Genomic DNA, 20852 nt, shown 5'->3' on the forward strand with positions numbered 1-20852 from the left:
CGTTCAGACAGAGGTGCCGATATTGGCGCCGGTGCCGGTCTTGCGCGCACTGGCCGAGGCGAGGGTGTCGCGCAGTTCCGCCTCCATCTTCTGCAGCTCGGTCTCGGCGGTGGCGCGGCGGGCCTTGCCCTCGTCGGCAATGCGCAGGCTGTCCTCGATGGTGGCGATCAGCTCGGCATTGGCGATCTTCACCGCCTCGATGTCGAACACGCCCCGCTCCATTTCCGTCCGCACGGCGGCATTGGCGGTGCGCAGGTTCTTGGCATTCGCCGTCAGCAGCTCATTGGTCAGGTCATTGGCCTCGCGCACAGCGGCCGCGGCTTCGGTCGACCGCTGGATCGTCACCGCCTGCGCCAGCTGGGTTTCCCACAGCGGCACGGTGTTGACCAAGGTGGAGTTGATCTTGGTCACGAGGCTCTTGTCGTTTTCCTGCACCAGCCGGATCGAGGGCAGGGACTGCATCGTCACCTGCCGCGTCAGCTTCAGGTCATGCACCCGGCGTTCCAGATCGTCGCGCACCGCGCGCAGGTCGCGCAATTCCTGCGCCGCCATCACCTGCTCGGCCTCGGGCGCGGCGGCGACCTCGGCTTCCTTGGCCGGGATCAGCGTCCCGTCGATCTCGCGCAGCTTCTCCTCGCCCGCGGCGATGTAGATCGCCAGCTGGTCATAGAAGGCGAGGGTCTTTTCATAGAGCATGTCCAGAGACTTGATGTCCTTCAGCAGCTTGTGCTCATGCCCCAGCAGCGTGTCGGTGATCTTGTCGATCTGGCCCTGCACATCCTCGAACCGGGCCACGAACTTGGCAAAGGGCGCGCCGCGGCCCAGCAGTTTTTCCCACCAGCTGGGTTTGCGGCGCACGTCGAGCTCGGACACCGAGAAACCACGGATGGTGCTGACGATATCGCGCAGGCTGTCGCCCGCCGGGCCCACATCCTTGTTCTTCACATCGGCGAGCATCGCCTGGCTGATCTGCTGCAGCTCCGCCTGCGCGGCCGATCCGAAGTTGACGATGGAGCCGCTATCGGACAGGTCGATTTCGCCCATCGCCCTGCGGATATTGCGGGCTATCGGCCGCGGCGCCTCGGCCAGCGGCACGATGGCGGTGCCCGGCTCGGGCAGGATGGTAGCGGTCAGCGCCTCGACCTCGGCAAGGTCGGCGGCGGCTTGCTGGCGGGTGGTGTCGGTCATGCGGATCGTCCCTCTTGCGCAGCGCCGGTCACGGGCGCCCATTCCTCGTCACTAGTCCTCGTTACTTGTCGTCGCGCAGCAGCCCCTCGCGGGCCAGCCTCTCGCGCAGCACGTCGATCTCGACCGTCAGGTCGCTGCGGTCATCCAGCAGCAGCGTCTGGCTGCGGGCGGCGAAATTCGCCTCCAGATCATCCAGGAACGCCTCATACTGCACGCGTGCGTCAGTATCACGGCTGCGCAGCCACAGATCGGTGAACTTCACCGTCGCATTGCGCGCGCCCTCCAGATAGACGCCCAGCCAGCGCCGCGCCGCCGTCAGGTCGCGCGGATCGTTCTCGACCCTTGCGAACATCTCGCGCACCGTGGCTTCAAAGCGGGCCACGCGGGAAATCAGTGCCCGCTCGCCGGTGCGCCCGATCGCCTCGCGCATCGCGGTCAGATGCCGCTCGCCCTCATCCAGCACCCGCGCCACCCGGCCGGACTGGAAGGCATCGACGCCCGCCGCCAGCTTGTCGCGCAGGGGATCGGCGCCGAAGGCCAGCACATGCAGCGCCGCGGCCACCACGCCAAAGATCGCCGGGGCCAGCACCGCGCCCGCATCGGCCGGCGCGCCGGGGGCAAGCGTGGCCAGCGCGACGCCGGTGCCGGTCAGGACCGCGCCGAACAGCTTGCGCGGGATTGCCGGCCGCCTTGCGGTGGTGCGCGCATCGAACGCCGCCTGCGCGCGCACCCCTTCCGAGGTCAGCCAGGCGCCGCCCCACAGCATCGCCAGCGCCGACAGATCGGTCGCAAGCCCCAGCGCGCCGCCGGAAAACGCCGTGAACAGCAAGGGGACGGGGGCCAGGAACAGCAGGTTGCGCCGCGCCCGCATCGGGTCGGGCCCGCGCGCCCGGCGCAGTTCGTCCGTGTCCGGCTCGGCCCGCGGCCGGGCATCGCCACCCGGCGAGTAGCGTCCGCCAAAGCGCTGCGCCATCAGAGCCCCTCCAGCCAACCCGCCGAGGTGCCGGCAATCAGCACGAACAGCCCCGCATAGGCCAGCTTCGGCACCGTGCCGCTGCCCTGCACCGCTCCGGGCGCCGCGGGCTCACGGCTCCGCGCCAGCCCGGCCGCGAAACGCCCGACCCAAAGCACTGCCGCCACCAGCACGGCAGCAAGCACGACGATAAGCACAAGTCTCTGCATCGGCACCCCGATCCGGCCAGCATTTCCTGGCGCTTTCGCTCACGCGGCGAAGGCTTCCGCGCGCATCATATGAGATGCCCGGCGCGGGGGCCAGCACCAAGGCAAACGGCCGGAGCGTTCCCGCCCGGCCGTTGCTGCAGTGCCTGTGAGGGTTGGTTCACCGAGGCCCGCGCGGCCCCTTCGGCGCGCCGCCCTGGCCGCCAGCCCGAGGCTTGCCGCCGAACCCGCCGGGCTTCCCGCCCGGCTTGCCACCGAACCCACCCGGCTTGCCCGCAAAGCTGCGCGGCTTGTCGCCATACGCCCGCGGCTTGTCGCCGTCCGCGCGGGGCTTGCCAGCATAGGCCGGCTTGTCGCCGTAGGTCCGTGGCTTGTCGCCATCGGCACGAGGCTTGCCTGCATAGGCCGGCTTATCGCCATAGGTCCGCGGCTTGTCACCATCGGCGCGGGGCTTGCCAGCATAGGCAGGCTTGTCGCCGTAGGCCCGCGGCTTGTCACCATCGGCGCGGGGCTTGCCAGCATAGGCAGGCTTGTCGCCGTAGGCCCGCGGCTTGTCGCCATCGGCGCGGGGCTTGCCAGCATAGGCAGGCTTGTCGCCATAGGTCCGCGGCTTGTCGCCGTCAGCGCGCGGCTTGCCCGCGTAGGCAGGCTTGTCGCCATAGGTGCGACGCTCACCGCCCGCACCTTCAGAACGGGGCTTGCCAGCGTAAGCCGGCTTGTCACCGTCGGTGCGAGGCTTCCCGCCATAGGCAGGCTTATCGCCATACGTGCGCGGCTTGTCACCCTCGGCCCGCGGTTTGCCCGCATAGGCCGGTTTGTCGCCATAGCTCCGGCGCTCACCACCGGCACCCTCGGCCCGCGGTTTCGCGCCATAGGCAGGCTTGTCACCGTATGTCCGCGGCTTGTCGCCATAGGCCGGCTTGTCGCCATAGCTCCGCGGCTTGTCGCCCTCAGCCCGTGGCTTGGCGCCATAAGCAGGCTTGGCGCCATAAGCAGGCTTGTCGCCGAAGCTGCGGCGCTCGCCGCCGGCCTCGGCCCGCGGCTTCGCCCCATAGGCCGGCTTTGCGCCATAGGCCGGTTTGTCGCCAAAGCTCCGGCGCTCGCCGCCCTCGGCCCCGTCACGCGCCCCGTCACGCGCCCCGGCAAAGCGCGGCTTGTCGCCATAGCGCCGCTCGCCGCCACCCTCGCGGCTGACGCGGGCCGGGCGGGCGCCGCCGCCGGTGCGCGCACCCCCACGGGCCTCGTTGCGGGCGGCCTGTTTGGCCTCCTCGCGCTCCTCCGCGCCGGGCAGCAGCGGGCCCAGCTGGTCGCGCATCACCTTGGCCTTCACCTCGGTCACGTCGCCGGGGTTCATGTCGTTCAGCCGGAACGGGCCATAGCTGACGCGGATCAGCCGGTTCACCGTCAGCCCCACCACCGTCATCGCCCGCCGGATCTCGCGGTTCTTGCCCTCGCGGATGCCGACGGTCAGCCAGGCATTGGCGCCCTGCTGGCGGTCCAGCTCCACTTCCATCGGCAGGAATTCGTCGCCCTCGATGGTCAGCCCCCGGCGCAGCGGATCGAAGGTGGCGTTGTTCGGCTGGCCATTCACCCGCACGCGGTACTTGCGCAGCCAGCCGGTCTCCGGCAGCTCCAGCGCGCGTTTCAGGTCGCCGTCGTTGGTCAGCAGCAGCAGCCCCTCGGAATTGAGGTCGAGCCGCCCGACGCTCATCACCCGCGGCATCCCCTCGGGCATGGTGTCGAACACGGTCTGGCGGCCCTTCTCGTCCTTCTCGGTCGTCACGAGGCCGAGCGGCTTGTAATAGAGCCACAGCCGCGTCGGCTGCTTCTCGTCGATGGGCTTGTTGTCCAGCGTGACCCGGTCATTCGGGCCGACATCCAGCGCCGGGCTGTCGATGATCTTGCCGTTCACCGCCACGCGGCCGGCGACGATCATCTTCTCCGCATCACGGCGCGAGGCGATGCCGACGCGCGCCATCAGCTTGGCGATGCGCTCGCCATTCGAGCCTTCGGGTTTTCCGGTGTCGGACGTCATGGGTCTCTCCTTGAGAATGCGGCGACATCGCGTCGCTGAAGCAAAGTGCAAGCGGCCCCTCTACAGCAACTGCGGCGTCAAGAAAAGCATCTTGCGCGGGGGAAGGGGCCGGGGCATCAAGCAAGGATGACCCCGTTCCGCAGCCATATGGACGCCGCCCTAGCCGAGGCCCGGGCCGCGGGCCAACGCGGCGAGGTGCCCGTGGGCGCAGTCGTGGTCTCGCCCGAGGGCCGCATCGTCGCCGCCGCCGGCAACCGCACCCGCGAAACCTCGGATCCCACCGCCCATGCCGAGATCCTCGCCCTGCGCGCCGCCTGCGCCGCCGCCGGATCGGAACGACTGCCGGGCCATGACCTTTACGTTACGCTGGAGCCCTGCCCGATGTGCGCCGCCGCCATCGGCTTCGCCCGCATCGCACGCCTCTATTACGGCGCCGCCGATCCCAAGTCCGGCGGCGTGGCGCAGGGCGCGCGCGTCTTCGCTCACCCGCAATGCCACCACGCGCCCGAGGTCTATGACAGTATCGGCGCGGCCGAGGCGGAACGGCTGCTGAAGGCGTTCTTCGCCGGCCGCAGGGGAGGGGGCGCTGCCCCCTCTTGAGCCTGCGGCTCAATTCACCCCCGGGATATTTCGGTCAGCAAGAAGATGCGGGCGTTTCATGCTTCTTGCTGGCCAAAGTATCCCGGGGGTGCGGGGGCTGGCCCCCGCTGGCCCCCGCTTTTGCCCGGGTCAGCCGCGGCTTACAGCGTGATCGCCACCAGCACCTCGGGCTCGATCACATCGACCCCGGGCAGTGCCGCCGCCAGCGGCGCGGCCGATTGCGCCAGCAGCGGGAAGGTGCGGTAGTGGCAGGGGATCACCGTCTTGAAGTCGAAGAACGTCTTCGCCGCATAGGCCGCCCGGTGCATGTCCATCGTGTAATGCCCCCCGCAGGCCAGGATGCCGATATCGGGCGCGTGCAGGTCGTTGAACACCCCCATGTCGGCCATGACGTCGGTATCGCCCGAGACATAGATCACATGGCCATCCCCCGCGATCATGTAGCCCGCCTCGGTGCCCGCATAGACCGGGCCCGCATCCGAGGACACCGACGAGGAATGCGTGGCATGGACCATCGTCACCTTGGCCCCGGCCAGATCGACGGTGCCGCCCTTGTTGAAGTCGATGCCCTTGATCCCCTTCTGCGCCTTCAGCAGGCCCACGAGCTCGGGGATGCCGGCCACCGGAATGTCCAGCTCTGCCGCGATGGCGGCGGCATCCGCCGTGTGGTCGCCATGGCCATGCGTCAGCAGCACATGCGTCGCGCCGGCCACCGCCTCGGCGCGGCGTCCCTCGGGGAACATCGGGTTGCCGGTGAACCAGGGGTCCAGCAGCAGCACCGCCCCCTCGATCTGGATGCGAAAGCCGGAATGGCCGAGCCAGGTGATCTGCATTTGCACTGCTCCGTGTTGCGCCTATCTGTGCCAAGGTAGGGGCGGGGCGGCAAAAGGGAAATGGCAGGCATGGACTGGAACGAGGCGATCGACGCCTATTGCGAGCGGACGGGCCCCGAATACTGGTCCGAGCCGGTGAACGCTCTGACCAACCTCGCCTTCATCCTCGCGGCGGCGGTGATGTGGCGGCGCTGCCAGGGCCCCGGCATGGCGATGGGCCGGGCGATGTGCGCGGTGCTGGCGGTGATCGGCATTGGCTCGTGGCTGTTCCACACCCATGCCACCGCCTGGGCCAGCACTGCCGATGTGCTGCCGATCCTGGCCTTCATCCTGCTCTATGTCTTTGCCGCCAGCCGCGATTTCCTCGGTCTCAAGCCCTGGCAGGCGGGCGTGGCAACGCTTGCCTTCATCCCTTACGCCGCCCTGACCGTCCCGCTGTGGCAACGTATCCCGGGCCTCGGCTCCTCGGCCGGCTATGCGCCGGTCCCGGTGCTGATCCTGCTCTTCGCCCTCCTCATGCGCCACCGCGATCCCGCCACCGCCCGCGGCCTTGCCCTCGGCGCTTGCATCCTCATCGTGTCGCTGACCTTCCGCACCATCGACGAGCCCCTCTGCGCCGCGATCCCGCTTGGCACGCATTTCCTGTGGCACATCCTCAACGGCCTCATGCTGGGCTGGATGATCGAGGTCTGGCGCCGCCACCGGCTACGTCGGATGCTTGCAGCGGGGGCCGCGCCCGCGTAAACCCTGCGCGGTACAGCATCCGGCGCAAGGGAGACACCCCCATGTCCATCGACATCGACACCGCAAGGCGGGTGGCGCATCTCGCGCGCATCGCCGTGAAGGAACAGGACCTGCCCGCGCTGGCGGGCGAGCTTTCGGGCATCCTTTCCTTCATGGAACAGCTGAACGAGGTCGATGTGACCGGGATCGAACCGATGACCTCGGTCACCCCGATGCGGCTGAAACGCCGCGAAGACGTGGTGACCGATGGCGGCCAGCCCGAGAAGGTCCTGTCCAACGCCCCCGATGCCCGCGAGGGCTTCTTTGCCGTGCCGAAGGTGATGGAATGACCGCGCTGAACCAGCTGACCATCGCAGAGGCGCGCGACGCGCTGCGCAAGGGCGACACAACCTCGCTGGCCCTGACCGAGGCCTGCCTTGCCGCCATCGAGGGCGCCGGCGCGCTGAACGCCTTTGTCCACCACACGCCCGAGATTGCCCGCGAGCAGGCCAAGGCCGCCGATGCACGGCTGGCCGCTGGCGATGCGCCCGCCATGTGCGGCATTCCGCTGGGGATCAAGGACCTGTTCTGCACCAAGGGCGTGCCCTCGCAGGCGGCCTCCAACATCCTCAAGGGCTTCCGCCCCGAATACGAATCCACCGTCACGTCCCAGCTGTTCGGCGCGGGCGCGGTGATGCTGGGCAAGCTGAACATGGACGAGTTTGCCATGGGCAGCTCCAACGAATCCTCCTGCTACGGCAATGCCGTGAACCCCTGGCGCCGCGGCAATGACACGGCAGAACTGACCCCCGGCGGCTCGTCGGGTGGCTCCGCCGCCGCCGTCGCCGCCGACCTCTGCCTTGCCGCCACCGGCACCGATACCGGCGGGTCGATCCGCCAGCCCGCCGCCTTCACCGGCATCGTCGGCATCAAGCCGACCTATGGCCGCGTCAGCCGCTGGGGCATCGTCGCCTTCGCCTCCAGCCTCGACCAGGCCGGCCCGATGACCAAGACCGTGCGCGATGCTGCGATCATGCTGGGCGCGATGGCGGGGCCGGATGCCAAGGACAGCACCTGCTCCGACCTGCCGGTGCCGGATTTCGAGGCGGCGCTGACCGGCGACATCCGCGGCAAGAAGATCGGCATCCCGCGCGAATACCGCATGGACGGGATGCCGGCCGAGATCGAAAAGCTTTGGTCCGATGGCGCCGCGATGCTGAAGGATGCGGGCGCCGAGATCGTCGACATCAGCCTGCCGCACACCAAATACGCGCTGCCCGCCTATTACGTGGTCGCCCCCGCCGAAGCCTCCAGCAACCTCGCGCGCTATGACGGCGTGCGCTATGGCCACCGCGCCAAGCTGGGGCAGGGCGATGGCATCACCGAGATGTATGAGAAGACCCGCGCCGAGGGCTTTGGCAAAGAGGTGCAGCGCCGGGTAATGGTCGGCACCTATGTGCTGTCGGCGGGCTTCTATGACGCCTATTACAACCGCGCCCGCAAGGTCCGCGCCCTGATCAAGCGCGATTTCGAACTGGCCTTCGAGGCCGGGATCGACTCGATCCTGACGCCCGCCACGCCCTCCAGCGCCTTTGGGCTGGGCGAGATGGCCGATGCCGATCCGGTGGCGATGTATCTCAACGACGTGTTCACCGTCACCGTCAACCTCGCCGGCCTGCCGGGCATCGCGGTGCCGACGGGCCTTGATGGCCGCGGCCTGCCGCTGGGGCTGCAGCTGATCGGCCGGCCGTGGGAGGAGGGTGACCTCCTCAATCACGCCTATGTGCTGGAGCGTGCGACCGGCTTCGTTTCCAAACCGGCGAAATGGTGGTAAGCGGCGCGATTGCCAGAACACGATTGCCAACTCGGGGGCCAAGCATGACCAAGGGCTGTTCACTGCGGATCGTCTCACCGGCAGCGCTTTTGCTGGCCCTTGCCGCCTGCGCGCCGACCATGCCCGACAGCGGCGCCGGCGTCGGGTTCGAGGACTACGGCACCTACATGCGCAACAACTCGGGCCAGGCGGCGTCGCAGGGCAGCTACGGCGCCGCCACCGCGCCCGCCTCGGCGATCACCGGCGGGCCGATCAGCTCGGCCCCGCTTGGCTCCACCGCGCTTAGCTCCACTGCGCCCACGGGCGATGCCGCCATTGGCTCTGCCGCCCTTGCCGCGCTGAACGCCACGTCGGCCACCGGCAGCACCGCCGCGCCCTTCCAGCCGCTGCCAACCGCCCCGGTGCCCTATCAGCCCGTCCCGACAACCGCCTATCAGCCGCTGCCCTCAACTGCCGCGCCGGTTGCTGCCGCCCCGGTCGGTGGCGGTCCCCGCATCTCGGACGAGAATGATTTCTCGGCCGTCGCCTCGCGGGAGACCATCGAATCCGACCGCGCCCGCATCGAGGCCAATGCCGCGCAATATCAGCAGGTGCAGCCCACCGCCCTGCCGCCCCGCACCGAGACCGGGCCGAACATCGTCGAATACGCGCTGAACGCCAGCAACCCGCCGGGGCAGAAGGTCTACACCCGTCTCGGCCTGCACCTGTCGAACTATGAGAAGAACTGCGCGCAGTTCCCCTCGCAGGATCTGGCGCAGATGGAGTTCCTGCGCCGCGGCGGCCCGCAGCGCGACCCGGGCAACCTCGACCCCGATGGCGACGGCTATGCCTGCCGCTGGGACCCGACCCCGTTCCAGAAGGCGCGCGGCTGATCTGATGACCGACGCGGCGCCGGCCTTCCCCTCGCCGAACTTCGGCGACCGGCGCGGCGGGCAGACGCCCCGCCTGATCGTGCTCCACTACACCGCCATGGCCACCTGCGCCGCGGCGCGCGAGCGGCTCTGTGACCCCGCCGCCGAAGTCTCCGCCCATTGGCTGATCGCCGAGGATGGTACCGCCGAGGCGCTGGTGCCCGAACCCGCTCGCGCCTGGCACGCCGGCGCCGGAAGCTGGGGGACGTGCCACGACGTCAACTCCGCCTCCATCGGCATCGAGCTGGCCAATCCCGGCGACCGGCCGTTCCCCGAGCCGCAGATGGCCGCCCTCGAACGCCTGCTGGCCGGGGTGATGGCCCGCTGGACGATTGCCCCCTCCGGCATCATCGCCCATTCCGACATGGCCCCGGGGCGCAAATCCGACCCCGGCCCCCGCTTCGACTGGCGCCGTCTGGCGCTGGCCGGGCTGTCGGTCTGGCCCGAGGCAGGCGCCGCAGACGCCGATGAGGCCGCCTTCCACGCGGGCCTCACCCGCTTCGGCTACCCCGCCGACGCCTCCCCCCCAGCGCTGCTGCAGGCCTTCCGCCTGCGCTTCCGCCCTTGGGCAAGCGGACCGCTGGCCGCTGCCGACTGCGCCCTCGCGGCCGATCTGGCGCGGCGCTGGCCGGCGGCGGGGTAGACCCCCACCCGCACCTCGCCGGTCCCGCAGCGCATCCAGCAACAGATGCAAGCCCGCCCGGGTCTAGCCCTGCCCCGGACGGGTACCGCTGCCGGCTGGCGTCCGGCTTGTGCCCCTGTCCGTGGCGAAGGCCATCGCCTTCGCCACGCATCGCCCTCTCATCCCCTCCGGACGGGCCCCCAAAGGGCCCGGCCCGCGCCCGCCAGAGCCGGGGCGGGCGCGGGCCTCCTTCGGCTTTGCTTTGCCAGCGGCTCTGGGTGCAGTGGTCCTGCCCGAACACAGCGGTCCAAAGCCTGCAAAGGCCCTGGCGCCGTCCTTCTCCTCCCGCCGCCTTCGGCCCTGCGATGTCCCATCACAAACAGCCCCCACGCGAATCCTTTACAAAACCGGAATAGTGGTTCTGTCTCGCCCCATGACCGTTACCAGCCCCCAGTCCCGCGCGCTCGCCGCCTTGGGCCATGATGCCCGCCTGTCGATCTTTCGCCTGCTGGTGCGGGCGGGGGAAGACGGCCTGCGCGTCAGCGATATCGGCGGGCATCTCGGCCTCGCCCCTTCCACGCTGGCGCATCACCTCTCGGCGCTGGTCGATGCCGGGCTTGTCCTGCAGGACAGGCAGGGGCGCGAAGTGTTCAACCGGGTGGACTTTCCGGCGATGGACCGGCTGCTGGCCTTCCTGACATCGGAATGCTGCTCGGGCGTGTCGGTGCCGCCTGCGGAGGATCCGAGATGATCCTGCCCGTCCCGACCAAGGCCGCGACCCCATGCGCCTGACCCTGCCGCTCGTCGCCGCGCTCGGGGCCACGCAGGTCATCGGCTATGGCTCCATCTACTATGCCTTCCCGATCCTCGCCCCCGCGGTCGCGCAGGAGTTCGATGTCGGCGAGCCCTTGCTGTTCGGCCTCCTTTCCGCCGGCCTGCTGCTGGGCGGGCTCGCCGCGCCCAGCCTTGGCGGGCTGATCGACCGCATCGGCGCCGGGCGGGTGATGACCGCGGGCAGCGTGGTCATGGCCCTGCTGCTGGCTCTGCTGGCCGCCGCGCCCAACATCTATGTCTTCGGCGGGTTGACGCTGCTGATCGAGCTGTTCAGCTTCGCTGTGCTCTATGACGCGGCCTTCGCCATGCTGGCGCAGAAGCGCCCCGGCGACACCCGCAAGGCCATCACCCGGCTGACGCTGATCGCCGGCTTCGCCTCCACGATCTTCTGGCCGCTCAGCGGGTTTCTGGTCGAGGCGGTGGGCTGGCGCGGCACCCAAGGGATCTTCGCCGCCTCGCATCTGCTCTGTGCGGCCCTGCATTGGGGGCTGGGCGCGCTGCCCGTGATCGAGTCCCGGATGCCTGCTCCCGGGGCCGGGGCGGATCCGCAACCCGCCCTCCCGGTCATGACTGTCTCTGTCGCCCGCCGCGCCTTCTGGCTGCTGGCGCTCGGCTTCGCGCTGACCGGCATGGCGATTTCGGCGATCACCGTGCATCTGGTCGAGATCCTGCGCTCGCTGGCCCTTGGCGAGATGGCCTATGTTGCCGCGATGGTGATGGGGCCATCGCAGGTGGCGGTGCGGGTGATGGATGCGACGGTCTGGCGCAACCGGCACCCGTTGTTCGTGGCGCTCCTCTCGGCCGGGGCCATTGCCACCGCCATCGCGCTCCTGCTGCTGCCAGGCCTCGTCCCGGCGCTGGCGCAGCCGCTGGCCTTCGCCTTCGCCGCCATTCTCGGGGCGGGGGCGGGCCTGTCCAGCATCGTGCGCGGCGCGGTGCCGGTTGCCCTCTTCGGCGCCTCCGGCCTCGGGCTGCGGCTGGGGCGGCTGGCCGCGATCCGCAACCTTCTGGGGGCGTCCGCGCCCTTTCTCTTTGCCTTCGCCGCGGCCCATTCCATGTCCCTCGCCGTCAGCGCGGCGCTGGCCCTGTCGCTGGCTGGGCTGGCGGCTTTGCTGCTGCTGCACCGCACGCTCCGGCGGATCGGGATCGTGCCGCCGATCCGGCCCGGAAGGGCGCGGCTGGCTGGTGCGGGGTGAACTGCGGGGGATGGGGGAAGCGCCCCAAAATCGTATGTATACCTCCCATATGGTTTCTGCATGGTTTCCATATGCCTTCCACATGCCCCCTCATGCTGCCGCCCATTGACGGCGGGGCAGGGGGCGCATAGCTGTCTCCCCGCGCGGATGGCCGGATGACCGCGTGCGCAACAGGGTCCGCAAGGAAACCGGGGCGTGCGAGGAAAGTCCGGACTCCATGAAGTAATGGTGCCGGGTAACGCCCGGCCGGGGTAACCCGAGGGAAAGCGCCACAGAGAAGAAACCGCCTGCGGACAAGGGGTTACACCCACGCCTCGCAGGTAAGGGTGAAACGGTGGGGTAAGAGCCCACCGCGGACCTGGCAACAGGGACGGCACGGCAAGCCCCACCAGGAGCAATGCCGAATAGGGGCCTCGCGCGGGGCAGGCCGGGCAACCGGCCGCCGCAGGGACGCTTCAGCCCGAGAGGCCCGGGTTGGCAGCTAGATCCCCGTCGCAAGACGGGGGCCAGAGGAATGGTCATCGGACGGGGCGAAAGCCCCCGCACAGAATCCGGCTTACAGGCCATCCGCGCAAAGACCTCCAGCCCTTGTGTTTTGCTGTTTCGCGTGGTTTTCCTCGGGAAACCAAACTCCAGGGGCAGGTGATGAAACCAGGCAAGGTCATCGTCGCATGCATGCGCAACGAGGCGCTTTACGTCGTCGAGTGGGTCGCGCACCACCTGACCATCGGCTTCGACCGGATCATCGTCTACACCAATGACTGTGATGACGGGACCGACCGGCTGCTGGCCCTGCTGGGGCAGGACTCCCCCGTCGAGCACCATCCCAATCCCGGCCCCTATGACATGGGGTCGATCCAGAAACAGGCCCTGCACATGGCCTATCAGCTGGACCATGTCGCCCAGGCCGACTGGGCGATCCATATCGACGCCGACGAATACGTCAACGTCACCGCCGGGCAGCGCAGGATCGACGACCTCGTCGCCCTCTATCCCGAAGCGGACGCGATCGCGGTGATGTGGCGGCATTTCGGCTCGGCGGGCAAGGCGGTCTGGGGGGGCGGCAGCGTCATCGAGAGCTTCACGCGCTGTGAAGATCCGCTGCCAGATCTGGCGGCCGGGGGGCTTGTCGGCTTCAAGACCCTGTTCCGGCCCCGCAATTTCGGCATGATGGGGGTGCATTCGCCGAAGCTGCCCAAGGCGGGCGTGCCAAAGGTGGTGAACGCCGCGGGGGTGGCGATGCCGGTCGAAAAATTGCTCAGCCTGCGCGGGTCCGACTATGAGGTCGCGGCGCATCACCTGACCTGGGACAATGCCTGCCTCCACCACCATCATGTGAAATCCGATGACCTGCATCGGCTGAAACGTGCCCGTGGCGATGCGAACGGGCGCAGGAACGGCAAGCGCAAGATCGGCAGTGCCTTCTACGCCGCCGCCAATCGCAACGATGCCCTGTCGCTGTCGCTGGTGGAGCTGCGCCCGCAGGTGCGGGCTTGGGAGAGCCGGCTTCGGGCGATCCCCGGTGTGGCCGAGGTGGAAGCCTCGGCATGGGACTGGTTCCGGGCGCAATATCAGCCGGGTGAGGCTGCCGACGGATCCTGACGGGCCACGTCGGCAAATGCAGCGCAACGCGGTTGCTTTGCGGTTGACTCCGCGACGTGGCTAGGTAAAAGGCGGGCTTCAAGGAATTCACGGGGCGCGGGCGAGACTGCACTTCCGCCCGGCTGCAGGAGACACGACTATGGCGAAGCCGACGACGATCAAGATCCGTCTGAACTCGACGGCGGGCACCGGGCACTTCTATGTGACCAAGAAGAATGCCCGCACCATGACCGAAAAGATGGTCGTGCGCAAATATGACCCCGTCAAGCGGGAGCATGTCGAATACAAGGAAGGCAAGATCAAGTAAGATCTGCCTGGCCCGTTTCGGATCAAGGCCGTGCCCCAGGGCGCGGCCTTTTGCTTTGCGCCCAGTTTTGCTTTGCGCCCAGTTTGCACCCGGGAGAGACGCCATGCAGCGGATCATGATCATCGGCCAGCCCGGCTCCGGCAAGTCCACCCTCGCGCGCGACATGGGCCGGAAGACCGGCTTGCCGGTCTTGCATATCGACCACATCCACTGGCAGCCCGGCTGGGTGGAGCGCGCCCGCGACGACAAGACCCGCCTCTGCCACGAGGCCGAGGCGCGCGAGGAATGGATCTTCGAGGGCGGCCATTCGGCGACCTGGCGCACCCGGCTGGCGCGCGCCGACATGCTGATCTGGCTCGACCTGCCGCTGCCCCTGCGCCTGTGGCGCGTGGTGAAGCGCACCGTCATCTGGCAGGGGCGCAACCGACCCGACCTGCCCGAGGGCTGCCCTGAGGGCTTCCACCGCGAGACGCTGCCTTTCTGGCGCTTCATCTGGCGGACCCGCCACAGCGCGCGGGCGAATATCCAGCGCCTGTGGGACAGCGCGCCCGAGGGCAAGGCCAAGGTCCGGCTCTCCTCGCCAGCGCAGGTGCGGGGCTTCGTGGCCGGGTTCCGACCGTGAAGCGCCAAGCCGCAGGATCCGGGTCGCCCATGCGCAGGTATCGGGTCGAGAGGGTCGGGGCCGCCGACTAGTCCTGAGGCATCGTCAGCGAAAGGAAACGCGATGCTTCTTGAAGACAAGGTCCATATCATCACCGGTGCCTCCAGCGGGATCGGTGCCGCCGCCGCCCGGCTCTTTGCCCGCGAAGGCGCCCTCCTGGTGCTGGGGGCACGGCGGCAGCACGAACTCGGAGCGGTGACGGACGAGATCAACCAGGCTGGCGGGCGAGCCGTCGCGCTGGCCGGCGACGTGACGGATGCAGGCTTCGCCGCCGATCTGGTCGCCCTCGCCCGGTCGGAATTCGGCGGGCTGGACGGCGCGTTCAACAATGCCGGCCGCATGGGAAGCGGCAGCAGGCTTGCCGAGACCGAGCCTGGGGAATGGGCAGCGGTGCTGGCGACCAACCTGACTGCGGCCTACCTCGCCGCCCGCGCGCAGATCCCGGCGCTGGAGGAGCGGGGCGGCGGGTCGCTGGTCTTCACCGGCTCGTTCGTCGGCTACACGGCGACCCTGCCGGGCATGGGCCCCTATGCGGCCTCGAAGGCCGGGCTGATCGGTCTCGTCCAGTCGATTGCCGTCGAGTATGGCCCTGCCGGGATCCGGGCGAACGCGCTGCTGCCCGGCGGCACGATGACGGAGATGGCGATGGATGCGGCGACGAATCCGGAGACCGCCGCGTTCATCTCCGGCCTCCACGCGCTCAAGCGGATGGCCCGCCCGGAAGAGATCGCCTCTGCGGCGCTGTTCCTGGCATCGGGGCTGGCGAGCTTCGTGACCGGATCGGCCCTGCTCGCGGATGGCGGCAATTCGATCTGCAAGGTCTGAGCACTGCTGTGTCCATGCAAAAGGGGCCGGTGGTTTCCCACCGGCCCCTGATTGTCGTCTGCGTCTGTCGTTACTCGCGGTTGCCGAGGAACTGCAGCAGGAACATGAACAGGTTGAGGAAGTCGAGATACAGGGTCAGCGCGCCCAGGATCGCCGATTTCGCCAGCCAGTCGGCATCGCCCATCTGGGCGTGCTGGATGTAGTCGTTCTTGATCCGCTGCGTATCGAAGGCGGTCAGGCCCGCGAAGATCAGCACGCCGATCACCGAGATCGCGAAGGCCATCGCCGAGGAGGCGAGGAAGATGTTCACGATCGAGGCGACGATCAGGCCGATCAGGCCCATCACCAGGAAGGCGCCCATTGCCGACAGGTCGCGCTTGGTGGTGTAGCCGTAGAGCGACAGGCCCGCGAAGGCGATCGCGGTGATCAGGAAGGTCTGTGCGATCGACACGCCGGTATAGACGGCGAAGATGTAGCTGATCGACAAGCCCATCAGCGCGGCGAAGCCGTAGAATACCAGCTGGGCGGTCGCGGCAGACATCTTGCCGATCATCGCGCTGAAGCCGAAGACCACGGCCAGCGGCGCGAACATCACCACCCATTTCAGCGGGGTGCCGAAGATCGAGGCCAGCAGCGCGTCATTGCTGCCGACGAAATAGGCGACAAGACCGGTCACGGCGAGGCCGACGGACATCAGCCCGTAGACCTTGTTCATATGGGCCTTGAGCCCGGCGTCGATGTGAACCGCACCGGCGCCCACCCGGCCGGCGCGGATCGTGTTGTAGTCAGCCATTGAAGCCTCCGTTACGTTTCCCTCTTGCAGGCCTTCCCGAGGAAAGACCCACCTGCAGCCAATATCGGGCACAAGCGGCTTTCGTTCAAGGGCCAAGCCCCCGAAAGGCTTCACGATCTGTCCAGCGGATCACAGCCGCCAATGGGTGGGCACATCCCAGATAGGGCGGGCGGCCTCGGCGCGGGCGGACAGGGGATCCTGGCCGATGTCGCGCAGCAGGGCGTCATCGAGCCGCAGCAGCGCGCGGCGCTGGCGGCGGGTGGCGGACATGCGGCGCAGCAGGCGAAATAACGATCCGGGCTGCGGAAGGGTCAGGCGGGAGCGGAACAGGGCGAACATCATAGCCTCCGTGTGATGTAAGGGCGCTGATGGATCAGCGGACTTGATCAGGATCGCAGTCTATGCTTGATATTGAAAATGAATGATTGACGGCTTGTACATCACGGATCCTGATATGCCCCGCAACCTCGACCTCACCTCGCTGCGCTCCTTTGTCGCTATCGTCGATGCGGGGGGCGTCACCCGCGCCGCCGGGCTGATGAACCTCACGCAATCGGCGGTCTCGATGCAGATCAAGCGGCTGGAGGAGGGGTTGGGGCTTGGCCTGTTCTCCCGCACCGCCCGCAAGCTGGCGCTGACACCCGAGGGCGAGCAGCTGCTGGGATATGCGCGCAAGATGCTGGTGCTGAATGACGAGGCGCTGGCCCGGCTGACGGCGGATGATTTCACCGGCGAGATCCGGCTGGGCGTGCCCCATGACATCGTGTTCCCGTCGATTCCGGGCATTCTCAAGCGGCTGGCCTCGGATTACCCGCGGGTGCGGGTCACGCTTGATTCGGGCTTCACCCGGCGGCTGAAGGAGGGCTTTGCCCGCGGCGAGGCCGACCTGATCGTCACCACCGAGGACCAGCCGGGTGAGGGCGCCGAGCGGCTGGCGGAACGTGACCTGGTCTGGATCGGCGCGCCCGATGGCACTGCCTGGCAGCGCCGCCCACTGCGATTGGCGTTCGAGGAGGCCTGCATCTTCCGCCCCCGCGCCATTGCCGCGCTCGATGCGGCGGGCATTCCGTGGGAGATGGGCTTTTCGGGCCAGTCCGAGCATGTGATGGAAACCACCACCGCCGCCGATCTGGCCATCACGGTGCGGATGCGCGGCGGGGTGCCACCCGGCTGCGAGGTGATCGAGGCGGGGAACGCGCTGCCCGGGCTCGGGGCGACGCAGCTGTTCCTCTATGATGCCGGCATCCAGAAGGGCGCTGTGACGGAGCGGCTGAAGGACGAACTGCGCATGGCCTATGGCTGCTGCGACTGACCCGCCTTACTCCCCCGCCTTACTCCATCGTCACCACGACCTTGCCGGTGGACTTGCGCCCCGACAGCAGCGCCAGCGCCGCCTCCGCCTGCGCCAGCGGCAGCACATGGCTGACATGCGGCTTGATCCTGCCCTCGGCATGCCACCGCATCACCTCTGCAAGGCTGTCCTTCAGCGCCGCCGGCGCAAAGCCCAGATAGGCGCCCCAGTAGAAGCCCATGACCGACACGTTCTTGACCAGCAGGTGATTGGCCGGGATCTGCGGCACCGTCCCGCTGGCGAAGCCGATGGCGAGGATGCGCCCCTCGGGCCGCATGGCGCGGAAGAGGGCGGTGAAGGCATCGCCGCCCACCGCATCATAAAGCACATCCGCCCCGCCAAGCGCCTTCACCTCGGCCCGCAGGTCGGCGCTGTCGCTGTCCAGGCACACCGCAGCCCCCGCCGCCGCCGCCGCCGCCAGCTTGTCCGCGCCGCGCGCCACCGCGATCACCCGCGCGCGCATCAGCGCGCCAATCTCCACCGCCGTCAGCCCGACGCCGCCGGCGGCGCCGGTGACCACCAGCGTTTCGCCGGGTTGCAGCCGCGCGCGGCGGGTCAGCGCCAGATGGCTGGTGCCATAGGCAACCTGCAAGGCGGCGGCATCGACGAAGCTCATCGCTTCGGACAGCGGCAGGCAGCGGGCCGCCGGGAAACAGCCATACTCGGCCAGCCCGCCATGCCCGGCGAAAACGGCGACGCGGGTGCCGATGGCGGGCGAGGTCACGCCCATTCCAAGGGCCTCCACCGTCCCCGCCAGTTCCATGCCAAGCGTGGCGGGCAGGGGCGGCGCTTCCTGATAGGCGCCCTTGATCATCAGCGTGTCGGCGAAGTTGAGTCCGCAGGCGGCGATCCGCACCAGCACCTCGCCCTCGGCAGGGTAGGGGGCTTCGATCTGCATCAGGCGCGGCGGGGTGCCGATGGCTTCAAGACGGTAGGCGCGCATGGAATCCTCTGGCAGCGGGGCTGCCGGAAAGCTAGCTGTGCGAGAGCCGCCGCGCCACCCCCGGCGCACAGGCAGATTGCCACAACTGACTGAAAGCAATTTGCAAAATGCAATGCAAATTGCGAATCCAGCGGTGGTATACCGGCCAATCTGACCATTTGCGCAATGGGCCCGGGCCCGAGGCAACGATCTGACGGCAATCCGCGACCATTTGGGCAGCTGGGCCCACAACTTCCCCGTGTGCGATCCCTCTGCCTTTGCGTGTGCAGAAAACTTTTCGGGAAATCCCTGATTGGCACGAAAATTGCTTATATATCTGCAACAGAGAAGGAGAACATCCATGACCCATCCCGTGGACGTCCATGTCGGCAAGCGCATCCGTCACCGCCGCTGGATGATCGGCATCACCCAGCAGCAACTGGCCGAGAAGGTCGGCATCAAGTTCCAGCAGATCCAGAAGTATGAGACCGGGATGAACCGGGTTTCCGCCTCGCGGCTCTGGGACATTTCGGAAGTGCTGGGGGTGCCGGTGGCGTTCTTCTTCGAGGGGCTGGACGGCAAGTCCGCGGCTGCGGACGAGATCGAGGGCGACATCCTTGCCGACAAGGAGGCTCTGCAGCTGGTCCGCTCCTACTATGCCATCCCGGAAGCGCAGCGCCGCCGGCTGTTCGATCTGGCCCGCGTGCTGTCCGACGCCGCCTGAGGGCCGCCGCGCCTTGACGCCGCCCCCGCGCCCCGGCTACCGCTGGACCGGGCAGCAGGGGGCGCGCGATGACCGACAGGACCATGGACGAGGCAGAACGCCAGTCGCTGATCGCGGCGCTGCATGCAGCTTCCGATGCCGCGCGGGTGGAGACGCTCGCGCATTTCCGCACCGAGGGGTTGGCGGCGGACACCAAGGAAACCGAACGCTTCGATCCGGTGACGGTCGCCGACCGCGCCGCCGAGCGCGCGATGACCGAGGTGCTGGCCCGAATGCGGCCCCACGACGCCATCTTGGGCGAGGAATACGGCGCAACCCCCGGCACCAGCGGCCTGACCTGGGTGCTGGACCCGATCGACGGCACCCGCGGCTACCTGTCGGGCACCCCGACCTGGGGCGTGCTGGTCGGCGTGTCGGATGCCGTGGGCCCGATCCTCGGCGCCATCGACCAGCCCTATATCGGCGAGCGCTTCGTGGGTGGCCTTGGTCTCTCCGAAATGACCGGCCCGCATGGCCCGCGCGCCCTGCGCTGCCGCAAGGCGCGGCCCTTGGCCGAGGCTATCGTCTTCACCACCTTCCCCGAAGTCGGCACCGAAGCCGATGCCGCCGCCTTCCGCAGGGTCGCCAGCCGCGCCCGGCTGACCCGCTATGGCATGGATTGCTACGCCTACGCGCTGATCGCCTCGGGCCAGATCGACTTGGTGATCGAGGCGGGGCTGCAACCCTATGACGTGCAGGCCCCGATTGCGGTGGTCACGGCAGCGGGGGGCGTGGTGACCGACTGGCAGGGCGGGGTGGCGCATCACGGCGGGCGGATCGTGGCGGCGGCGAATGCAGAGATCCATGCCGAGGCGCTGGCGCTGCTGAACGGGTGAGGGCTTAGCGCTGTTCTCGATGGAATGTCCGTTCATCGGACGGAGTTGCCGTTCGCCAAAGACTTGTCAGTTGCCGCTTCTTGGAAGTAAGCAACTCGGGCAGCTTCAGAGCAGTTAATTCTTGGCGCAAGACTCGGTGGCTTGCTCGCCGGTACCCGCAGAGAAGAAGGTGCCGTCTGGCGAGAACGCAATCATCGTCGTGACGCTGCAACCGCTCGGATTTCTTTCGGAAAGCAGAAAGGCGGAATTCACTAAGGGCGGAATGCTGGATAGCTCTTCGTCAACCTTGTGAGTTCCTAGCCCAATCAGTTTGTCTCGAGTGACACGAAAGCGCTCTAACAGCAGGCTTTGCTCCGTCTTGCTGAGGACGCGCTTTTCATCATAAAAATATACGTTGCAAAGGCGTCTGGTTTGTCCATCGCGCGATGTCCAATCAGTTAATACAACGTACATTTCCGACTGTGCATCCATCCAGCCTGCGTATTTGGGTGCTGAACCCCAATCACGCAGATGCCGCTCTGCGACGCTACGCGACTGCAAGCCATAGCTGTCGAACTCCGCGCTCATCTCGATGGACGTTCGGCAACGGTCCAAAAGGTTTGAGAAGTCCTGCTCAAGATCTTGAGCAAACAATTGTCCACCACTGGCACAAGCAGCAAGAACAAATGCGGAGAGATAAAATCTTCTCGCAAATTTAACGTCCAAATTTGTCTCCGCCCCTCGCTTCAAGCTGACATTCGTGTATCTTGCGGCATTGGTCAATATGGGCTCGAGGCTGCCGCCCAGCCTCACCCGCCACCCGCAAGAATCCCCTAGCCCCCACACCCCCCGCTTTGC

24 protein-coding genes and 1 other RNA gene are annotated in these 20852 nt (G+C 68.0%); 16 read left to right on the forward strand and 9 right to left on the reverse strand.

Annotated elements, in window-relative coordinates; all coding sequences use genetic code 11:
• Window positions 1–3: 3 nt before the first annotated feature.
• From GVY41_RS06515 to GVY41_RS06530, 4 genes are all read right to left on the reverse strand, one after another.
• Entirely contained in the window at window positions 4–1188 is a 1185-nt protein-coding gene (locus GVY41_RS06515) for a toxic anion resistance protein (RefSeq protein ID WP_161344235.1), read from the reverse strand.
• A 61-nt stretch (window positions 1189–1249) separates the two neighbouring features.
• A complete protein-coding gene (locus GVY41_RS06520) occupies window positions 1250–2161 on the reverse strand; it encodes a 5-bromo-4-chloroindolyl phosphate hydrolysis family protein (RefSeq protein WP_161344233.1) in 912 nt (303 codons plus the stop codon).
• On the reverse strand, window positions 2161–2370 hold the full coding sequence (locus tag GVY41_RS06525; protein ID WP_161344232.1) for a hypothetical protein: 210 nt from the start codon (window positions 2368–2370) through the stop codon (window positions 2161–2163). Before GVY41_RS06525 ends, GVY41_RS06520 begins: the two co-directional genes overlap by 1 nt.
• Window positions 2371–2527: 157 nt before the next feature.
• Complete coding sequence (locus GVY41_RS06530) at window positions 2528–4402, reverse strand: pseudouridine synthase (protein WP_161344230.1); 1875 nt, start codon at window positions 4400–4402, stop codon at window positions 2528–2530.
• A 126-nt stretch (window positions 4403–4528) separates the two neighbouring features.
• On the opposite strand from GVY41_RS06530, the gene GVY41_RS06535 reads away from it, so the two are divergent.
• On the forward strand, window positions 4529–5002 hold the full coding sequence (locus GVY41_RS06535) for a nucleoside deaminase (RefSeq protein ID WP_161344228.1): 474 nt from the start codon (window positions 4529–4531) through the stop codon (window positions 5000–5002).
• Window positions 5003–5142: 140 nt separating this feature from the next.
• On the opposite strand, the gene GVY41_RS06540 is transcribed toward GVY41_RS06535, so the two are convergent.
• Window positions 5143–5835, reverse strand: coding sequence for a metal-dependent hydrolase (locus tag GVY41_RS06540; protein WP_161344226.1), 693 nt, complete (start codon window positions 5833–5835; stop codon window positions 5143–5145).
• Window positions 5836–5904: 69 nt separating this feature from the next.
• Between GVY41_RS06540 and GVY41_RS06545 the strand changes: the two genes are divergently transcribed.
• The 12 genes from GVY41_RS06545 to GVY41_RS06600 all read left to right on the forward strand — a co-directional run bounded on the left by GVY41_RS06545 (window position 5905) and on the right by GVY41_RS06600 (window position 15350).
• On the forward strand, window positions 5905–6579 hold the full coding sequence (locus GVY41_RS06545) for a ceramidase domain-containing protein (RefSeq protein ID WP_161344224.1): 675 nt from the start codon (window positions 5905–5907) through the stop codon (window positions 6577–6579).
• A 41-nt stretch (window positions 6580–6620) separates the two neighbouring features.
• Window positions 6621–6908, forward strand: a complete 288-nt coding sequence (gene gatC / locus GVY41_RS06550) for an Asp-tRNA(Asn)/Glu-tRNA(Gln) amidotransferase subunit GatC (RefSeq protein ID WP_161344222.1) — start codon at window positions 6621–6623, stop codon at window positions 6906–6908.
• Window positions 6905–8392, forward strand: coding sequence for an Asp-tRNA(Asn)/Glu-tRNA(Gln) amidotransferase subunit GatA (gene gatA / locus GVY41_RS06555; RefSeq protein WP_161344220.1), 1488 nt, complete (start codon window positions 6905–6907; stop codon window positions 8390–8392). The genes gatC and gatA overlap by 4 nt, the downstream gene beginning before the upstream one ends.
• Before the next feature lie 44 nt (window positions 8393–8436).
• The gene (locus tag GVY41_RS06560) at window positions 8437–9264 is read left to right on the forward strand and encodes an excalibur calcium-binding domain-containing protein (protein WP_161344218.1); all 828 of its coding nucleotides are present in this window, start codon (window positions 8437–8439) and stop codon (window positions 9262–9264) included.
• Window positions 9265–9268: 4 nt separating this feature from the next.
• Window positions 9269–9946, forward strand: a complete 678-nt coding sequence (locus GVY41_RS06565; RefSeq protein ID WP_229725947.1) for an N-acetylmuramoyl-L-alanine amidase — start codon at window positions 9269–9271, stop codon at window positions 9944–9946.
• Between the two features lie 412 nt (window positions 9947–10358).
• On the forward strand, window positions 10359–10676 hold the full coding sequence (locus GVY41_RS06570) for an ArsR/SmtB family transcription factor (protein WP_161344214.1): 318 nt from the start codon (window positions 10359–10361) through the stop codon (window positions 10674–10676).
• Window positions 10677–10707: 31 nt separating this feature from the next.
• A complete protein-coding gene (locus GVY41_RS06575) occupies window positions 10708–11955 on the forward strand; it encodes an MFS transporter (protein WP_161344213.1) in 1248 nt (415 codons plus the stop codon).
• 143 nt (window positions 11956–12098) lie between these two features.
• Window positions 12099–12530: RNase P RNA component class A (rnpB, locus tag GVY41_RS06580), an RNA gene on the forward strand.
• A 70-nt stretch (window positions 12531–12600) separates the two neighbouring features.
• Window positions 12601–13557, forward strand: a complete 957-nt coding sequence (locus GVY41_RS06585; protein WP_161344211.1) for a glycosyltransferase family 2 protein — start codon at window positions 12601–12603, stop codon at window positions 13555–13557.
• A gap of 139 nt (window positions 13558–13696) precedes the next feature.
• A complete protein-coding gene (rpmG, locus tag GVY41_RS06590) occupies window positions 13697–13864 on the forward strand; it encodes a 50S ribosomal protein L33 (RefSeq protein WP_017928995.1) in 168 nt (55 codons plus the stop codon).
• A 103-nt stretch (window positions 13865–13967) separates the two neighbouring features.
• Window positions 13968–14486, forward strand: coding sequence for a P-loop NTPase family protein (locus tag GVY41_RS06595; protein WP_161344209.1), 519 nt, complete (start codon window positions 13968–13970; stop codon window positions 14484–14486).
• Between the two features lie 102 nt (window positions 14487–14588).
• Window positions 14589–15350: an SDR family oxidoreductase gene (locus GVY41_RS06600; RefSeq protein ID WP_161344207.1), complete on the forward strand. Its 762-nt coding sequence runs from the start codon at window positions 14589–14591 to the stop codon at window positions 15348–15350.
• Window positions 15351–15420: 70 nt separating this feature from the next.
• On the opposite strand, the gene GVY41_RS06605 is transcribed toward GVY41_RS06600, so the two are convergent.
• Window positions 15421–16143 carry a Bax inhibitor-1/YccA family protein gene (locus tag GVY41_RS06605; RefSeq protein WP_161344205.1) on the reverse strand — a complete coding sequence of 241 codons (723 nt, stop codon included), beginning with the start codon at window positions 16141–16143 and terminating at the stop codon, window positions 15421–15423.
• 129 nt (window positions 16144–16272) lie between these two features.
• The gene (locus tag GVY41_RS06610; protein ID WP_161656867.1) at window positions 16273–16482 is read right to left on the reverse strand and encodes a YjiS-like domain-containing protein; all 210 of its coding nucleotides are present in this window, start codon (window positions 16480–16482) and stop codon (window positions 16273–16275) included.
• Window positions 16483–16597: 115 nt separating this feature from the next.
• On the opposite strand from GVY41_RS06610, the gene GVY41_RS06615 reads away from it, so the two are divergent.
• On the forward strand, window positions 16598–17455 hold the full coding sequence (locus tag GVY41_RS06615) for a LysR family transcriptional regulator (protein WP_161344201.1): 858 nt from the start codon (window positions 16598–16600) through the stop codon (window positions 17453–17455).
• Window positions 17456–17474: 19 nt separating this feature from the next.
• Here GVY41_RS06615 and GVY41_RS06620 read toward each other — a convergent pair whose 3' ends face one another.
• Window positions 17475–18437 (reverse strand): NADPH:quinone oxidoreductase family protein, encoded by a 963-nt coding sequence (locus GVY41_RS06620; RefSeq protein ID WP_161344199.1) that lies wholly within the window; start codon window positions 18435–18437, stop codon window positions 17475–17477.
• Between the two features lie 340 nt (window positions 18438–18777).
• Between GVY41_RS06620 and GVY41_RS06625 the strand changes: the two genes are divergently transcribed.
• Both GVY41_RS06625 and GVY41_RS06630 read left to right on the forward strand, forming a co-directional pair.
• Window positions 18778–19140, forward strand: coding sequence for a helix-turn-helix domain-containing protein (locus GVY41_RS06625; RefSeq protein ID WP_161344197.1), 363 nt, complete (start codon window positions 18778–18780; stop codon window positions 19138–19140).
• A 68-nt stretch (window positions 19141–19208) separates the two neighbouring features.
• Complete coding sequence (locus GVY41_RS06630; RefSeq protein ID WP_373283262.1) at window positions 19209–20015, forward strand: inositol monophosphatase family protein; 807 nt, start codon at window positions 19209–19211, stop codon at window positions 20013–20015.
• Window positions 20016–20129: 114 nt separating this feature from the next.
• On the opposite strand, the gene GVY41_RS06635 is transcribed toward GVY41_RS06630, so the two are convergent.
• Window positions 20130–20777 (reverse strand): hypothetical protein, encoded by a 648-nt coding sequence (locus GVY41_RS06635; RefSeq protein ID WP_161344195.1) that lies wholly within the window; start codon window positions 20775–20777, stop codon window positions 20130–20132.
• Window positions 20778–20852: the final 75 nt, after the last annotated feature.

The organism is Frigidibacter albus (genome assembly GCF_009908165.1).
In the GTDB taxonomy this organism is placed as follows: Bacteria; Pseudomonadota; Alphaproteobacteria; order Rhodobacterales; family Rhodobacteraceae; genus Frigidibacter; species Frigidibacter albus.

Coding starts and splice junctions, on each gene's coding strand:
- GVY41_RS06515 (WP_161344235.1), bottom strand. CDS start 1,188: ATGACCGACACCACCCGCCAGCAAGCCGCCGCCGACCTTGCCGAGGTC.
- GVY41_RS06520 (WP_161344233.1), bottom strand. CDS start 2,161: ATGGCGCAGCGCTTTGGCGGACGCTACTCGCCGGGTGGCGATGCCCGG.
- GVY41_RS06525 (WP_161344232.1), bottom strand. CDS start 2,370: ATGCAGAGACTTGTGCTTATCGTCGTGCTTGCTGCCGTGCTGGTGGCG.
- GVY41_RS06530 (WP_161344230.1), bottom strand. CDS start 4,402: ATGACGTCCGACACCGGAAAACCCGAAGGCTCGAATGGCGAGCGCATC.
- GVY41_RS06535 (WP_161344228.1), top strand. CDS start 4,529: ATGACCCCGTTCCGCAGCCATATGGACGCCGCCCTAGCCGAGGCCCGG.
- GVY41_RS06540 (WP_161344226.1), bottom strand. CDS start 5,835: ATGCAGATCACCTGGCTCGGCCATTCCGGCTTTCGCATCCAGATCGAG.
- GVY41_RS06545 (WP_161344224.1), top strand. CDS start 5,905: ATGGACTGGAACGAGGCGATCGACGCCTATTGCGAGCGGACGGGCCCC.
- gatC (WP_161344222.1), top strand. CDS start 6,621: ATGTCCATCGACATCGACACCGCAAGGCGGGTGGCGCATCTCGCGCGC.
- gatA (WP_161344220.1), top strand. CDS start 6,905: ATGACCGCGCTGAACCAGCTGACCATCGCAGAGGCGCGCGACGCGCTG.
- GVY41_RS06560 (WP_161344218.1), top strand. CDS start 8,437: ATGACCAAGGGCTGTTCACTGCGGATCGTCTCACCGGCAGCGCTTTTG.
- GVY41_RS06565 (WP_229725947.1), top strand. CDS start 9,269: ATGACCGACGCGGCGCCGGCCTTCCCCTCGCCGAACTTCGGCGACCGG.
- GVY41_RS06570 (WP_161344214.1), top strand. CDS start 10,359: ATGACCGTTACCAGCCCCCAGTCCCGCGCGCTCGCCGCCTTGGGCCAT.
- GVY41_RS06575 (WP_161344213.1), top strand. CDS start 10,708: ATGCGCCTGACCCTGCCGCTCGTCGCCGCGCTCGGGGCCACGCAGGTC.
- GVY41_RS06585 (WP_161344211.1), top strand. CDS start 12,601: ATGAAACCAGGCAAGGTCATCGTCGCATGCATGCGCAACGAGGCGCTT.
- rpmG (WP_017928995.1), top strand. CDS start 13,697: ATGGCGAAGCCGACGACGATCAAGATCCGTCTGAACTCGACGGCGGGC.
- GVY41_RS06595 (WP_161344209.1), top strand. CDS start 13,968: ATGCAGCGGATCATGATCATCGGCCAGCCCGGCTCCGGCAAGTCCACC.
- GVY41_RS06600 (WP_161344207.1), top strand. CDS start 14,589: ATGCTTCTTGAAGACAAGGTCCATATCATCACCGGTGCCTCCAGCGGG.
- GVY41_RS06605 (WP_161344205.1), bottom strand. CDS start 16,143: ATGGCTGACTACAACACGATCCGCGCCGGCCGGGTGGGCGCCGGTGCG.
- GVY41_RS06610 (WP_161656867.1), bottom strand. CDS start 16,482: ATGTTCGCCCTGTTCCGCTCCCGCCTGACCCTTCCGCAGCCCGGATCG.
- GVY41_RS06615 (WP_161344201.1), top strand. CDS start 16,598: ATGCCCCGCAACCTCGACCTCACCTCGCTGCGCTCCTTTGTCGCTATC.
- GVY41_RS06620 (WP_161344199.1), bottom strand. CDS start 18,437: ATGCGCGCCTACCGTCTTGAAGCCATCGGCACCCCGCCGCGCCTGATG.
- GVY41_RS06625 (WP_161344197.1), top strand. CDS start 18,778: ATGACCCATCCCGTGGACGTCCATGTCGGCAAGCGCATCCGTCACCGC.
- GVY41_RS06630 (WP_373283262.1), top strand. CDS start 19,209: ATGACCGACAGGACCATGGACGAGGCAGAACGCCAGTCGCTGATCGCG.